We start from the raw sequence: 13,521 nt of genomic DNA, 5'->3' as shown, positions 1-13,521 counted from the left end.
ATCAAGGCCTTCTTGAAGACACTGAATGCTAATACCAATACAGTCACCGAGATCAGGATCTGAATAACAATATCGAAGATCCAGACCGCTAATAGGGAAATTAGGAGTAGTAGAATCCAGTCCCACAGGCTGGATGACAGGGCTTTGCTTTTGATCAGTAGCCAAAGGAATTGCAAGGGGCTATAAACTTTCATGATGTCCTCCAGATTGTGAATAGTATTCAAAAGGGTGGCGGGGTTTACTGCAAACCGCTGAGGGCGGTTGTAGGCGCCTCAGGACGAGACAGAGGAGACGATGTTGCAGAGGGCAATGCTAGAGGTGAAGTACCTCCTCCTATTTGCCTACAACCGGCGTCAGGGGTTCTTGTTCCACTGCTGCTAATCAGACCTATTGTAAAGGCCTCTCAGAGACACTGAGAAACCTATCACGCGTATTCTTCCGCCGTTCGTAGATATCAGGAGGCGATGCAGCAAGGTCCAAGATCGTCATCAGAGGGAATGATTTCACAGATGTTTTTTAGCAAGCCAAATTTTGGGGGAAGCACCTCCATAGGGTTATGGCAATATTGTGAAAACCGAAGGTAGATGTTGTGACGGCACATTATCAGTACGGAGATGGTATGTTCTTTTGGCGTTGAACCTTCGAATCATGGGCTAATAGGGGAATAAAGAGGTCAATATCAATATGCAGGCAACTCCAATCATCGGTTGATTAGAAATCCCTGTGTAGATTTACAACCAGGGGGCAATTTCAAGACCCTACCCCGTTAATAGGCTAAGGGCTAGGGTTACACCTGGAGGGCAGGTAAAGCTCTCCAAGGTGCAAGGACCCCAATGAGAAAGCAGATTGTTCTACCGGAATGTTAATAGAAGGCCGTCAATATGTGATATATACAAAAATGCACGTTCAAGAGGGCATTTATATTTGGTCTAGAGGACCCGTACAGCCAAATTTTTTATAAAGCGAGCAAGGCTATACAAATCAAGCCTCTTTTTCAGTTCTTAATCAGCAGTAAATTTAATCGAATTCAATTTCAATGTGAGTCTCTTCACTTGTTACGCGCATTGATAATCGTTTTGGCTTCGCTCCTGCTTTACTTGCAGTTTGTATGATGGCCATTACATTCTCTGCCGCACAGCGCTCAATATTAGCTCTAGATGCGGCATAAAAGCCGTATGCGAGAAGTCCCACCATTGCTGCTGGTGGATTCGACAATAATGCCGCCGCAGCGGGGGTGGATAATAATGCGGCAATAGCCATTATAGTCTCCTAATAGGGGGGGCAAGCTATGTGAGCAAGCATAGCCCTCCTGAAGGAGAGCGTTGGAATATTCTCGTATATCCCTACGTGCCATTAGCACACACTGACCTGTGTAGCGAGGGTGGTTTCAAAAAAGCGGGATCTACGGGAAGGGCGGGACGAATTCCCGCTATTCCCGCTATTCCCGTTCTTGTTATGTGGGAGTGAAAGTTAAGCTATCCCGCAAACGCTTCCGAAGGAAGGTCGTCGTTTGCAGCTGTAGGCTTGTATGCAGTCACTTCTTCTATTGGTGCTGCTTCCACCTCAAAGTGCTCCAAGAAGGTTGGCTCTATACAATACGCACTTATGGTTCCTACGCTCCCAATATTATGCTTGCTAGTGAGGCGTGGTTTGCCTCGGTCAGTATTGTTCTGGTGCAGATAGCCGAGGTCTCGTAACTTGTGAAGAACCTTGTTCTTGCCTGCCTTATTCCCAAACAGACTAGTAATCTCCGAAGTCAGAATCATATGTCGTCTTGTGCGGCGATCATAGTAGCCTACGATGCGGCCCGTGGTTCTTGGATTGGGATCTTCTGCGTCAGCGAATAAACCACGCTCAGTGCGCAGCCTTTTCGCCAAGTTGTAGAGCGCCGCATCGACATCAGAAAGCAGAGGGGAGTTTTCTAGCCAGCTGTCTTGGATCATTTTTACTGCCATGTGAGCCTCCTCTTCGGTGATATCAACAATCCCGAGCTTGGCGGCAGTGACCAAAGCCAACAGCACTAGAGCAAAGCGCTTGATTGCTCTCTGTTGCTCAGGGGGTTGGATGCTACCAACAAGTCTTTCGGTGATGTCGCGGTATTCTAATTTCAGCTCAAACAGCCTTTCCGGATCATTGACTACAGACACCAGATGCTCAGCAATGGCTTCTCCGCTAGCACCATAGTAGTTGGAGCTGATCATCTTGATTTTGTCGGCAAAATCTCTGTTCGATAGACCTCCAGTCTGCAAGAATATGTCATCTGGAACAGGAATATCCAACATGCGTATTTTTTGACCGGTGGCAGGCTCGGAACCACTGCTACCGGCCACGTGGTCGGCAATGGAATATTCTCCTGTACTTACAATCAGGTTGCGCCACGTATACTCCTGTCTCATGGTGCGGTTAGCTGTCATCGCGGCTTTTCCTTTTCCACCAATCAGATTGTAAATTGCTGCACCGAAGTTCTTAGTGTTGTTGGTACCAATCTCGTCCATCGGTAACAGCAAATCGTTGAAGGACTGGGCAGTGCCCTCTAGCGCATTGGCAGTGGTATTCCAGCGCTGCAAGATCGTACCTCTGGAGTCCATTTGCGGGTCAGATCCTTTGCCCCACACCGATGCTGCAAGCTGAGCCATAGTGGTTTTGCCACGTGAGCTATGGTTGTACAGGTGGAATCCTCCAGCTTCTACTTCCATGGGTTCCATAAAGGGGGCGGCCAAGCCAATTCCGCGAAGAAATATCAAATAGGGGTTTCCCTTAATGATGGTGTTAATGTGCCTCACCTCATCAGCCAGAGCCCCATTAGCCCCCATGTTTCGGTGTACTGGGCTCGGGCAGTCAGGGACAAATAGGGGAGGTGTGGTGTCAGGACTGAAGGTTTTACCCGGCAAGACAAAGCCACGCAGGCCCTCTGGTGTTTCGTACCATCCAGTTTTCTTAACGGCCATCTTTAGGTTGACACTTGATTGGGCTAGAAGGTACTTCAGGACTTTCTGCTGCTTGCCAGGTTCAATATTGAAACCGTAATCAGCCAAAGTCTTGATCAGGCCCACAGCGTAGTCCGGGATCAGCTGGGATCTCGGACAATCGTGAACTTGAACTTCACCAGTTGCCGTGTCGATGAACTTGATGCGAGCTAGGGTCAAGCGGTCTTCAAGGTAGCGAATATTGCAATCCAGCCAGATCGGGTCGCAAATACGGGACTCCATCACGGAGTAGCCTTCATAAATGCCAGTAGTGTCGGCAATATAGCCCTCTGACTGTGGGATGTTAATAGTGCTGCCATCTGGCAGCGAAATAGTAGGATTATTCATCATCTATTCTCCTAAAAAATTTTAAATTCACGGCACCATTGCCGCTAGAAAGGAGAATATGGGAGGAGGAGGTTTTTCCAGGTTCAGTTAAAATCTAAATGACGAGATTATCTGTTCTTGTTGGATTCTGCCTGACTGACCAGCACCGGAATTGTTTCTAGGTATTCTTCGATTTTCCCCGGTTTTATCTTGGCGTTCTCAAGCGCAGGTTTGCAGAGGTTGTGCACAAGATCAGTAAAATCTGGAATCTCTTTACCGTAGCCTCTGGTTAAGCTGTATCCAACCCGGGCAACAAGCAACCGGTCTGGGTGAGTCTTATTTGAGGTGCGGCGGACAATCCCGAGGTCATTTTTTCGCGATTTGAAAGTTGATCGGAAGGTCATAAGTTGCTGAAGGAACACTTCCTCCTCATCTTTCATCTGCAGCAGGGAAAAATCTACCCCCGAGAGGCTCTCTTGCAGCGATTCAACTGCGTCTTCAAGTTCCTCAATATTTTCACGGGCTCTTTTGACCTTAGGTTGGAAGCTACTGTCAAAATTCCCGCTGGCCACCGAAACATCTCGAGTGTGTAACCGGTAATAGTAGGTCAGCTCCGCAAAGGTCTGTAGCTTCCCGTACTCAAGATAGGCACCCTTTTCAAATTCATCGAGCAAAGAATGTTGGTAGGTTGGAAACAGAAGAAGATACCTTTCTACAGTTTCTTGGATTTCAGGGGCTGCAAATAGGGCTTCATAGATGAAGTGCCTCTTGGCTCGTGCCATCTGAGGCTTCCAGTCGCTGAAATACTGTTGAGGCTTTATGAGAGGAAATACCGGGTCCTTCCTTGGATAGGCATAGAGAATATCCTGGTTGGGGAAGATGCTGAAATCGGGCAAGTCCGAGTCGAGCTTGCCCATTGAGGCGATATCCATGAACTCTCTCAAACTGTCATCTGAAAAACCCTTGATAGCGTCATTCATGGTTGGACTCCATTACATCATTGTTTCCTCGGCGACATGACAGTAACTAGGCATGTCGGCGATATATTGATCTAGATCGACCTTTCGGTACTTCACTAGTCTGCCGATCTTAATGTATTTGGGGCCTGCTGTATTCCCACCGACGTTTCCGGTTATTCGTTTACGTTTTAACCATTCAGTGCTCACATCTAGATATAGAGCGGCTACTGATGTGCTAAATAGGGGGGTATTGAACTGTTCCATGGTTGTTTCCAATTAATGAATTGAGTGGCCATGGTAGGGATGTGCAAGCAGGAGGTAGGGCCAGTTAAATTCCCGCTGGAAGAATTAACTGGTCTACCCCTCCTGAAGGTCAGTCTAAGGCCAATATCGCATCAGATTTGTGTTCATCAGCCAAATGCGCGTACCTCAAGGTAGTGCCAATATCTGCGTGACCTAGTAATTCGCGAACGGTGTTGATTGGTGTCCCTTTCATTACCAGATGGCTTGCAAAGTGATGCCTAAGATCATGAAACCTGAAATTACTGATCTGGGCTCGTTCTAGGAGGCTATACCATGCCTTTTTGATGTCCTTGAAACGGTTTCCATTGCGATTGGGAAACACCAGTGCATATTGGGTTTGGCGTTGTCGGTGCCATGACTCAAGCATGCGTTGCACCTTGGGGTGCATTGGTACCCGCCGAACTCTTTTAGACTTTGCATTGACGCCCCGGACGGTGATTAAATTACCGTCAAAATCCACATCGCTCCATTCAAGGCGGAAGATTTCGCCTTTACGTAGGCCGGTATACATGGCCAATAGCACCATTGGTGAAATGTGATCTGGGTATTCCTCACCCCCTATTTGCACCCTAAGGTTATAGCCCCTGTCCTTGCGCCACTGATTACCTCGGCTGCGTTTTTCACGCAGCTCACCATCTCTGTCTGCAAGGGCGGCCATTAAGCGAGACATCTCAGCGGAATCGAGATAGCGGTTATAGTCTTCCTTTATCTCGGTGATATTTTTAATAGATTTTAATGGGTTGCTGTCGATAAGGTGCAGCGAGAGTGCTTTGGAAAAGACGCTACGCAGTGCCGCCAAGTTTCGATTGATCGTGACAGGCTTGATGTCACGGTCCATCTCTTTAAGCTGCCATTTCTCCAGCTGTGTTGGGCTAATCTTGGCCATGGGTTTATCAACAAATTCAGAAAAGTGGCGTTCAAGCAATTTAAGAGTGTTTTCGCCGCTTTTCATGTTTTTTAATACCCATGGTTTATAGTGCTTGTCCACAAATGACTGCAGGGTTAGGCCCTGTTCTGTTTTGGCCTTCTGAACGGACTCCCGCTTCTCCTGTTGAGGAGATCGTCCGTCGGCGACCTGCCCTGCTAGCACAGTTGCCTTTTCTCTGGCTTGACTCAGAGTCAGGACTCCAAAGCGTCCAATGGTGTAGCGCTCCTTAGTGCCAGTTCGGTCCTTGTAGCAATAGACGAAAGTCTTTACACCTGTCGGTTGTACTCTGAGGCGAAAACCTGGAAGCGCAAGGTCGACCACTTCGTAGGGTTTACTATTGACTTGTAGCGATTTAAGAGCTTTTTCGGTGAATTTAAGTTGCATGATGAGCATCTCTTCGTTGTGGATAATGGGAAGAGAGGCTAAAGAGCAGAAGGGGAATATGCGGTACGGTTAATTCCTGGTATTCAGGATTAACTGAACCATAGGGGATGGTGCTAATAGGGGCTCCCGGGCAATTTCAGCTTAAGTCCCTATTAAGTCCCAAATTCATACACTGAGATACACTTCAATACACCTCTTTAACTCAAAGTGAATTGCAGCTCATCACAACTCATTGATTTTAAAGGCCTATTTTGGTGTATTAGCGGGTATTCAGGTGTATGGTGCTTGAGCCGGAAGCGCACTGGCAGTGTTGAGGTCAGCGGTTCGATCCCGCTAGGCCCACCAAATATGAAACCCTCGCAAGCCACATGCTGCGGGGGTTTCGTCGTTTTGGGGTGCGCATAATTTCCGTGCTCACCGTGCACACCTTTCAAATTTCGCAATGAGATCGCAACGAGGCTGATATTCGCTCAGCCAATCAACGCTTCTCAGCCTTGAGTATCGGTCGTAAATTGTTGCGAAGTACGCTTCAATTGCTTCGAGCGTATCGGCGAGATATTCGGGGTCGAATGAGGCATAGATCTCTGTGATCTCACTGTCTTGTCGTTTGTGCCCCAGTAGACTGGATATACGCCCCGGCTGCACGCCGCAAGTTCTCAGCCTCTTTGCTATTGTGTGTCGCACTGAGTAAGGGTTTACAAGTTCGTCCAGCTCGCTCCAGCAGCCAGGGCAGGCGTGATCGCCTTTTGGTGCAAAAAGCATAAGTTAGGTGAAGAGATCTTTGAGGATTACTGTTGCGGAGAAAAGGAGATCGAGAAGCGGGGAATGCACTGACGTACTCTTCAGAGCAAGTTGGTTGAATATCGAGCGCTAGAGTGTTGTCGCTATGGAGAATGACGCAGGCCCCGTGTTAGTATTTCATCCAAAGCCATCCCAGAGTGTCTTCCTGGCTGACTCTTGGTTCAATATCGCTCGAAATGCGTGCCTTCCAGCCAGGTTTAATGCCGATAACGATTTCCGTGTTCCAAACCCGACCGCCTTGCGCCTTGACTGGAAAGTAGAGGATGAGGTTTACTTCACGCTTCGCTATCTTCGCTGGTTGCTTTATGTTTGGGCATGAGACCGCTGGCGCCTGCGCTGAATGACTTTTTTGAGTATGTGAAGGTTCTTTTGGTCGAATGAAAACCTACAGGCTTGTTTGAGCTGCACAAGGAGAGGGTGCCGATGAGGCTAGTGTTTAGTCCCAAGAAATTGTTGACTGTGTTCCTGGTGGTCATTCTCTTTCTGCTCGTTGCTAACGTTGTGGGATTGATATCCAGATTTTATTTTGACCACGATCACGTTTTCGGGCTTGTTCGTTTGTTTGACTTTAGGGCCGAAAAGAATATCCCAACGCTTTACTCGTCGATAGCATTGATGTTCGCGAGCGTCTTGTTGGTAATCATTACTCTTATGCATAGGAGCTCGCAGCAGACTTTTCGTTTGTGGGGGTTGCTGGCCTTCATATTTCTGTTTTTGTCCATTGATGAAGCGTCATCAATTCATGAACAATTTTCGGGACCCACTAAAAGTGTGGTAGCCACTTCAGGGCTTTTTTACTATGCCTGGGTCATTCCTTATGGAGTGGCGTTGATGTTTTTTTTGATTGGGTATTTAAAGTTTTTGCGGGAGTTGCCAGGGAAAACGAGAGTCCTGTTTCTAGTTTCTGGATTTATATTTGTATCGGGTGCGGTAGGATTCGAAATGCTAGGAGGGTGGCGAGCTGAGACTGAAGGCTCCAAAGGGCTCCTCTATGCTATTTTCTATACATGTGAAGAGCTTTTAGAGATGCTTGGGGTCGCTATTTTTATTTATGCACTGTCAGAATATATTGTGAGTCAATGGGAATACTTGGAAATAACCTTGGCTGGTGACTAGTCCAATTGGGGGGCTGGTGACTGTTTAGAAAGCCTATATTTACAGTTCAAAAGGAATGATACATGTCCAACGAGACAGTAAGTCGTTCAGGTTCGTTTGAATGGCCGCCCCAAATTCTCACTAACTCTTAATTTCCCCGCATTGGGCTTGCAGAGCCGGAAAGCAGAGATTGCTATTTGTCAGTTACTGCTTCGCACAAAGCAGATTTAACCACTCCAGTGCCGCCTCGCTCGCCGCTGCACGAGAGCCCTCTGTGGAAAAAGTCTGATCGGCTTCTGGTAGGTCTACCCGTTTGGCATTGCAATCCCGGTAAGCTTTGCCCCAGCCGGGATGATCCGCAATAATCTCGTCGAATTCTCGGCGAGTGGGGCTGTGTTCACTCATCACAAACAGCACTTGACCTTGAAATTGGTTCAAGCCCTTCAACATGTGATCCCCAAAGTCCTCCGGAACATGAACAAGCTGCTGGTCGCCATCGCCGGCGGGTGATGTTACGGATTTAGGCTTTGCGGTAGGGCGGCCAAGCAGAGCACCCGCATATTCGAGTGGGTTGTATTGTAGGGTCAGCACTTTTTTCCAAAATGAACGCTCTCCCAGTCGTTTCAGGTAGTGTTTTCTTTGGAGGTTAGCCCTGCTGGAGGGATAGGTGAGAAAGGGGTTTGCCAGCATTAAGCCGTCTATTCCATCGATTTTCCAACCGTGGATCAGGGCGCTCGCCGCTGCGTCACAGCCTCCCCATAACGCGATATGGCGCACTGATGGGGCGTGTTCCTTGAAGGCCTTCACCGCCGCGCGATACTCTTCTGTCATGCGGTGAAATCCAAGGAAGTCTCCCTCGCTATCGCCCACGCCGCGCTGGTCGAAGCGCATGACCGGGATTCCTTGAGCCGCCAGTTCTCGTCCCATCAGCAACAGCTGTCGTCCGCAACCGGCCCGATACTGAGGTCCTCCCGCGACCACAGTAATAACACCCCAATCTTTGGCCTCTTGAGGCAAATGGAGCACGCCAACCAGTCGATCACCTTCGCAGTCGAAGGTCACTGCTTTCTGTAGGCACGCAGAATTCATTGCAGCAGTCCCGTGGTCTTAGCGACCAGCTCATGAGAAAAATAGCGTTTCTGAAGTTGCCAGACAGGTGGTGAAGAGAAACTGTGAAGTCGCACGGTCTCGCACTGTTCACGCAGTGCGTCCAGTGCCTTCTGCACGCCGATTGCTGGTTTCGCCCCTTCCTCAGGCAGATATTCAAACCAATCCAGCTTTATGGAATCCAAACCTTGTACACTCCCTGCATCCATTTTTTCTATATCACTGACCAGCGCATCGACAAGTGGGTACCCCGCGACGTCAACGGTTTCGCCGTTATCCAAATTACGTCGAATGTCCTGTGTTGATTCCGCAGGAAGACCACGACTCGCCAGGGACGCCACTCGCAAGCGCAGCAATTGTGTCATAAAACGCTTTCCTGAGGTTACAGGCTGCCACAGAACCAAACGCTGAAAACGCCCCGGGTTTGCGGCAGCCGCGTGCATTGCCAGCAGGGCCCCCAGCCGCAAACCCCATAAAATTTTCGGCAGCCCTTCTGTTTCCGAATTTGCAGCCGCCCCTTCGATATTCTCCAGCCACGTGGAAATGGTCGCATCAACCAGCTCTCCATCGCTGTCACCTGTGCCGAAGAGATCCAGCACCGTGCAGTGGTAACCATTCCGGGCAAATCTGCGAGCCTGTTCCGCTGCCAGTGTACGGCTGCGGTTCATCTCCTCGCCAAATGGTGGAATATAGATAATGTGGCCGCGCACCACGCCGGCTGGTTTAAAATCCAGCGTGAACAGTTGCTGTCCAGGCGGACCAATAAAGCCGGGTTCCATTAGAGTGTCGGAAGCTGACGCGGTAGTCTCGTGAATGGATTCCTGTATCGGGCTTAAGCCGTCTGTATTCATCCCACTTTTTCCGCGACGAATGAGGTCAGGCTGCCCAAGGTCTTGAATACCTCGGTGGAGATTTCATCGTCATCAATTTCAATGTCGAACTGATCTTCCAGTGCTGTCACAACGGCCATTACACCAACAGAGTCGAGTTCCCGAACCGCCCCTAAAAGCGGTGAGTCCGAACCCATGGTTGCTGTTTCTGCCTCTAACACCAAAGTGTTGCAAAGAAGGTCTCTAATGTCGTCAACCAAGGCCATAGTATTTTCCCCTTATCTCGATTGCTATTTAAATAGCGGCCACTGTTCGTATTGTCCGCGCGCAATGCGTAACACATCTCGCTCCACCAGGGCGTTATCATTTTTACCCTCGGTCATGAACCCTTCCTGCCGTCTGCGATCGTTCATCTTGTCGCGATGAAACTCGCGCGACAGGTTGTCGAATGGCAAATTGCCGGTGCGGAGAAAGCGAACCGCTCCGTCGCAGTCTCGGGCAGTCATCACTTCCCCTCTGTTATGAATGCTGGGGGCGAAGGGGATATCCAGTGTCCCATTGAGAAACGCCTTTACTATGCCCGATGCGATGTTGCCATGGCCTGCTTGAATGACGCCCTCAATAATCGACCACACTTCCCGTTCTATCTGCTCGCACTCCATGGCTACTGCTTTTTCGTCGACCAAATGATTTTGCGCCTCGCGAATGCCGATAAAATTGAGCTGCAGTCCCTCGATATTGTCTCGCATAGTGGGAATCTTATAGGCTTCCACGGGGGTCTTAGTGAGCATGCGTGTCGCTCCCGAGAGGGCAGCGGTAACTGCGGATTCGCGAATCAATTGCTCTGCCATATGCGGCGTTGGTGGGAACGCAGCCATGTATTGATGAAAAATGGAGTTAACCTGGATGCCGCTAAATCCCGCGTTCTCAAGCACAATCTTAGCTATTTTGTGGATGGTGCGTATTGCTGCGATATCTTGGGATCGGTGGCCTTGTTCCGCATAGCCGATACTGACGCAGCGAACGCCCTGCTGCACTGCCAGCAAGGCCTCGAGAATGCCCGTAGCGATAGCGAGGCAGGGTGGTATCAGCGTAGCTGTCAGGGTTCCGAAAAACTCCCGATCAAGCACGATTCCGAACTCCTCATAGTACAGTCCTGTCAGGCGATCGACGTACTGCCACACGGGTATCGATTCGGTCAATTGGTAGTCGTTGTAGTAGGGGATGTTATAGCAGATCGCTCCGCCTTCGAAGCTGGTGACACCGCCGGCGTAAGATACCTCTGCAAGCAGTCTGGGCTCGCGCGTGCTGTGACGGGTCTGAAGAGGTACCTTGCTCTCACTGATTGTTCTTCGAAGAGCCTCTACACCGTGATTAATTACGGGGAAACCGTTGATTGTGCACTCAAACAGGCTACTGTGGCGGATTTCTTCTTCCGCTGCCACATAATTATTGTTGCGGGTGTAGGAGTCCACCTGATAGGACAATACTGGTGCCCCTAGAGCATTAAAGGCTTTAAAGTACTCGATTTGTTGGTCGACCAACGCAACACCACAGCGTGGCTGCAACAGCATTTTCCGTTCACCCTCAAGGACCTCACGTTGCAGCGCAGGGAACGAAGGCTGCTCTCGAAGGAAATCGGCGTTGGCCTGCATTTGTGAGGCGGCGTGGCCAGTTTTCCAGCTGGTCAACACGCTCTTGCGCATGTGGTCGAAGTCTTCCCGCCGAATAGGCTCCTCAGATTGTTCTTTGAAGGCGCTGATATTGATCGCGCGAGCGCGTTCCCATATCTTGGTGTTGTTTCGGATTGGATCGAGGCCGAAGAGATCACGCTCCAGCAGCTCAATTACGATCTGCAGGTCCACATACTTTGGGAAGGCTCCGCTAAATCCCATTTGCAGAAACTGTTCTTCATAGCCGATACCCTCATCAATGGTAAGGTTGCCACCAAGATACCAGCGGCATTCCAGCGTCTGATTTGCCAGCAGCATTTCAGGAAACTTTGTCAGGTAACGTTTTGCATGCCCGTCCATGCAGGAGATCATCACTGCGTTGCAGAGTGGCGCGTGCTCAAAAAATGTCTCCAATGCATTCTGGGTGCCAAGATAAAAGACCTGATAGCGCTCGGCCAGTGCCTGTCGGAGAATGCTCAGGCCGACCGAGTGGGAGTCTCCGCCGATGCCTCCCAGCAGAATAGTCTGCTTTGGATTATCGGCCATGGCTGCGTTTATCCTGTCCTTCGCGAGATGCAGCCTGCGCAATTACATTGTTTTTCAAGCGGGTAAAGTCCGTCTTACCATTGTGATTTAGTGGGATTTGAGGGTAATAATGGTAGTGGTGCGGGATGGCGTAAGTCGCCAGCGAATTTTTAGCATGCCGCTTGATTTCAAGAATGTCGACCGGTTCGTTGTTAAAGCTCTCGTAAGCCACGTGGATAGCTTCACCCAGGGCTTTGTCTGGCATGCCGAACACCACTGCCTGGCCGATGCCGGGCGTAGTCAGCACAGCCTGCGCCACTTCGTCGGGGCTGATGCGAAAGCCACTGCTCTTGATCTGTTGGTCCATACGGCCGTGAAAATATATAAAGCCGTCTTTGTCCAGCGATACCTGGTCGCCAGACCGTACCGCCAACTCAGGCAGGCGTGACTCGTTACTGTGATTGAGCCGGATAAACTTCTTTTCATTCAGCTCTGCATTATTGAGATAGCCATAGGTCACAAAGGCGCCGCGGTGAACCAGTTCCCCTTTCTCGCCGGGTGCACAGGGTTGACCCTGCTCATTCAGCACTAGAATCTCCACCTCTGGCACCGCCCGACCTATTGAACCGGGGCGGTTGAATATTTCTGAAAATGGCAGGTAAGTGGAACGGAAAGATTCGGTTAATCCGTACATCACGATGATCTCGGTGTTCGGAAAATAGCTGGAGGCGTCGTGCAATAATTCCGGGGAATGAAAGCCGCCCGCGGTGGTGATGTAGCGTAACCGAGGAAACGTTACATTGCCCAGCAGTTTGGGTTTGAGAATTTTTGGCCATACGGAAGGGACCACGGCAAGCGCGGTTATTTCCTCGGACTGCAGAATCTCCACCAGCTCTTTGGGGAAAATAAAATGATGCAGTGTGATCTTTGCACCGGCGTGGACCGCACTCATCAGCTGGTTTAAGCCGTAGTCGAAGCTGAATGGAAGAATGCTGAGAATATTGTCTTCGGCGTTTATTTTCAGATACTGGCTAACGATGCGGGCACCGTCCAGCAGTGTGCGGTGGGGCACTACCACGCCTTTAGCCAGGCCTGTCGAGCCCGACGTATAGATGTAATTAGACACATCGGCGGGAATGTTGCCGGTGGTGTCGACTGTCAGGTCGACAGGGTTTTCCCCATCCCGTACTTCAAGTCCAGCTGAGGAAATGTATTCCACGTGCATCATTCGGTTTGCAAAGAAGTCCTGCAGAGGACGCAGCATCTCATCGGAGCCTAGGATCGCCGTCATAGAGGCGTCCTGAACCTGGTGCTTGACCTGGTCGTGTACCAACTGAGGGTTGACGATTGTAAAAACCGCATCACGCAGCGCAATGGCAAAAATAGAAATCACTTGCCCCAGGCTGTGATCTAGATAGATACCGACAACGTCACCTCGTCTTACACCTGCATCGCCAAGGCGTTGGCTCAGCTCGAAAGCCTGCTGGTAAACCTCTTTCCAGGTAAGTTCAGTTTGCAAAAACTTTACAGCTGCTTTGTCCGGTGTCTGCAGGGCACGCCAGCGTAACATTTCAGCAATATTTTTCATTTTTTTTCTCTCAGGAATCTACTGTTATTCCATTT

The 13,521-nt window shown here is 49.7% G+C and carries 10 protein-coding genes; 1 reads left to right on the top strand and 9 read right to left on the bottom strand.

All coding sequences use genetic code 11. From position 1 onward, the window contains the following. Positions 1–1,017 precede the first annotated feature (1,017 nt). The 4 genes from HBA55_RS26060 to HBA55_RS26045 all read right to left on the bottom strand — a co-directional run bounded on the left by HBA55_RS26060 (position 1,018) and on the right by HBA55_RS26045 (position 5,867). A complete protein-coding gene (locus HBA55_RS26060) occupies positions 1,018–1,260 on the bottom strand; it encodes a hypothetical protein (protein WP_166997494.1) in 243 nt (80 codons plus the stop codon). Between the two features lie 215 nt (positions 1,261–1,475). Further along, on the bottom strand, positions 1,476–3,317 hold the full coding sequence (locus tag HBA55_RS26055; protein ID WP_166997492.1) for a DUF927 domain-containing protein: 1,842 nt from the start codon (positions 3,315–3,317) through the stop codon (positions 1,476–1,478). A gap of 104 nt (positions 3,318–3,421) precedes the next feature. Next, positions 3,422–4,273 (bottom strand): hypothetical protein, encoded by an 852-nt coding sequence (locus HBA55_RS26050; RefSeq protein ID WP_166997490.1) that lies wholly within the window; start codon positions 4,271–4,273, stop codon positions 3,422–3,424. Positions 4,274–4,625: 352 nt separating this feature from the next. Beyond that, positions 4,626–5,867 (bottom strand): site-specific integrase, encoded by a 1,242-nt coding sequence (locus HBA55_RS26045; RefSeq protein WP_166997488.1) that lies wholly within the window; start codon positions 5,865–5,867, stop codon positions 4,626–4,628. A 1,224-nt stretch (positions 5,868–7,091) separates the two neighbouring features. Here HBA55_RS26045 and HBA55_RS26040 point away from each other — a divergent pair. Further along, positions 7,092–7,784 (top strand): hypothetical protein, encoded by a 693-nt coding sequence (locus HBA55_RS26040; RefSeq protein WP_166997486.1) that lies wholly within the window; start codon positions 7,092–7,094, stop codon positions 7,782–7,784. Positions 7,785–7,967: 183 nt separating this feature from the next. Here the strand turns inward: HBA55_RS26040 and HBA55_RS26035 are convergent, their stop codons facing one another. From HBA55_RS26035 to HBA55_RS26015, 5 genes are read right to left on the bottom strand one after another with little or no spacing between them, the layout of a single operon-like run. Then, entirely contained in the window at positions 7,968–8,852 is an 885-nt protein-coding gene (locus HBA55_RS26035) for a hydrolase 1, exosortase A system-associated (RefSeq protein ID WP_166997484.1), read from the bottom strand. Beyond that, positions 8,849–9,721, bottom strand: a complete 873-nt coding sequence (locus tag HBA55_RS26030; RefSeq protein ID WP_166997482.1) for a hydrolase 2, exosortase A system-associated — start codon at positions 9,719–9,721, stop codon at positions 8,849–8,851. Before HBA55_RS26030 ends, HBA55_RS26035 begins: the two co-directional genes overlap by 4 nt. Continuing rightward, positions 9,718–9,966, bottom strand: coding sequence for an acyl carrier protein (locus HBA55_RS26025; protein WP_166997480.1), 249 nt, complete (start codon positions 9,964–9,966; stop codon positions 9,718–9,720). The genes HBA55_RS26030 and HBA55_RS26025 overlap by 4 nt, the downstream gene beginning before the upstream one ends. A gap of 24 nt (positions 9,967–9,990) precedes the next feature. Next, on the bottom strand, positions 9,991–11,919 hold the full coding sequence (locus HBA55_RS26020) for a methylaspartate mutase subunit E (protein ID WP_166997478.1): 1,929 nt from the start codon (positions 11,917–11,919) through the stop codon (positions 9,991–9,993). Then, the gene (locus HBA55_RS26015; protein WP_166997476.1) at positions 11,909–13,486 is read right to left on the bottom strand and encodes an AMP-binding protein; all 1,578 of its coding nucleotides are present in this window, start codon (positions 13,484–13,486) and stop codon (positions 11,909–11,911) included. The genes HBA55_RS26020 and HBA55_RS26015 overlap by 11 nt, the downstream gene beginning before the upstream one ends. Positions 13,487–13,521: the final 35 nt, after the last annotated feature.

It is taken from the genome of Pseudomaricurvus alkylphenolicus, from assembly GCF_011683955.1.
GTDB lineage: Bacteria > Pseudomonadota > Gammaproteobacteria > Pseudomonadales > Cellvibrionaceae > Pseudomaricurvus > Pseudomaricurvus alkylphenolicus.
Note: the sequence above shows the minus strand (reverse complement) of the source record. Positions and strands in the feature narration are given on the sequence as shown.

Bases quoted from the DNA above. Each gene is read 5' to 3' on its own strand.
- HBA55_RS26060 (WP_166997494.1), bottom strand. From the start codon at position 1,260: ATGGCTATTGCCGCATTATTATCCACCCCCGCTGCGGCGGCATTATTG.
- HBA55_RS26055 (WP_166997492.1), bottom strand. From the start codon at position 3,317: ATGATGAATAATCCTACTATTTCGCTGCCAGATGGCAGCACTATTAAC.
- HBA55_RS26050 (WP_166997490.1), bottom strand. From the start codon at position 4,273: ATGAATGACGCTATCAAGGGTTTTTCAGATGACAGTTTGAGAGAGTTC.
- HBA55_RS26045 (WP_166997488.1), bottom strand. From the start codon at position 5,867: ATGCAACTTAAATTCACCGAAAAAGCTCTTAAATCGCTACAAGTCAAT.
- HBA55_RS26040 (WP_166997486.1), top strand. From the start codon at position 7,092: ATGAGGCTAGTGTTTAGTCCCAAGAAATTGTTGACTGTGTTCCTGGTG.
- HBA55_RS26035 (WP_166997484.1), bottom strand. From the start codon at position 8,852: ATGAATTCTGCGTGCCTACAGAAAGCAGTGACCTTCGACTGCGAAGGT.
- HBA55_RS26030 (WP_166997482.1), bottom strand. From the start codon at position 9,721: ATGAATACAGACGGCTTAAGCCCGATACAGGAATCCATTCACGAGACT.
- HBA55_RS26025 (WP_166997480.1), bottom strand. From the start codon at position 9,966: ATGGCCTTGGTTGACGACATTAGAGACCTTCTTTGCAACACTTTGGTG.
- HBA55_RS26020 (WP_166997478.1), bottom strand. From the start codon at position 11,919: ATGGCCGATAATCCAAAGCAGACTATTCTGCTGGGAGGCATCGGCGGA.
- HBA55_RS26015 (WP_166997476.1), bottom strand. From the start codon at position 13,486: ATGAAAAATATTGCTGAAATGTTACGCTGGCGTGCCCTGCAGACACCG.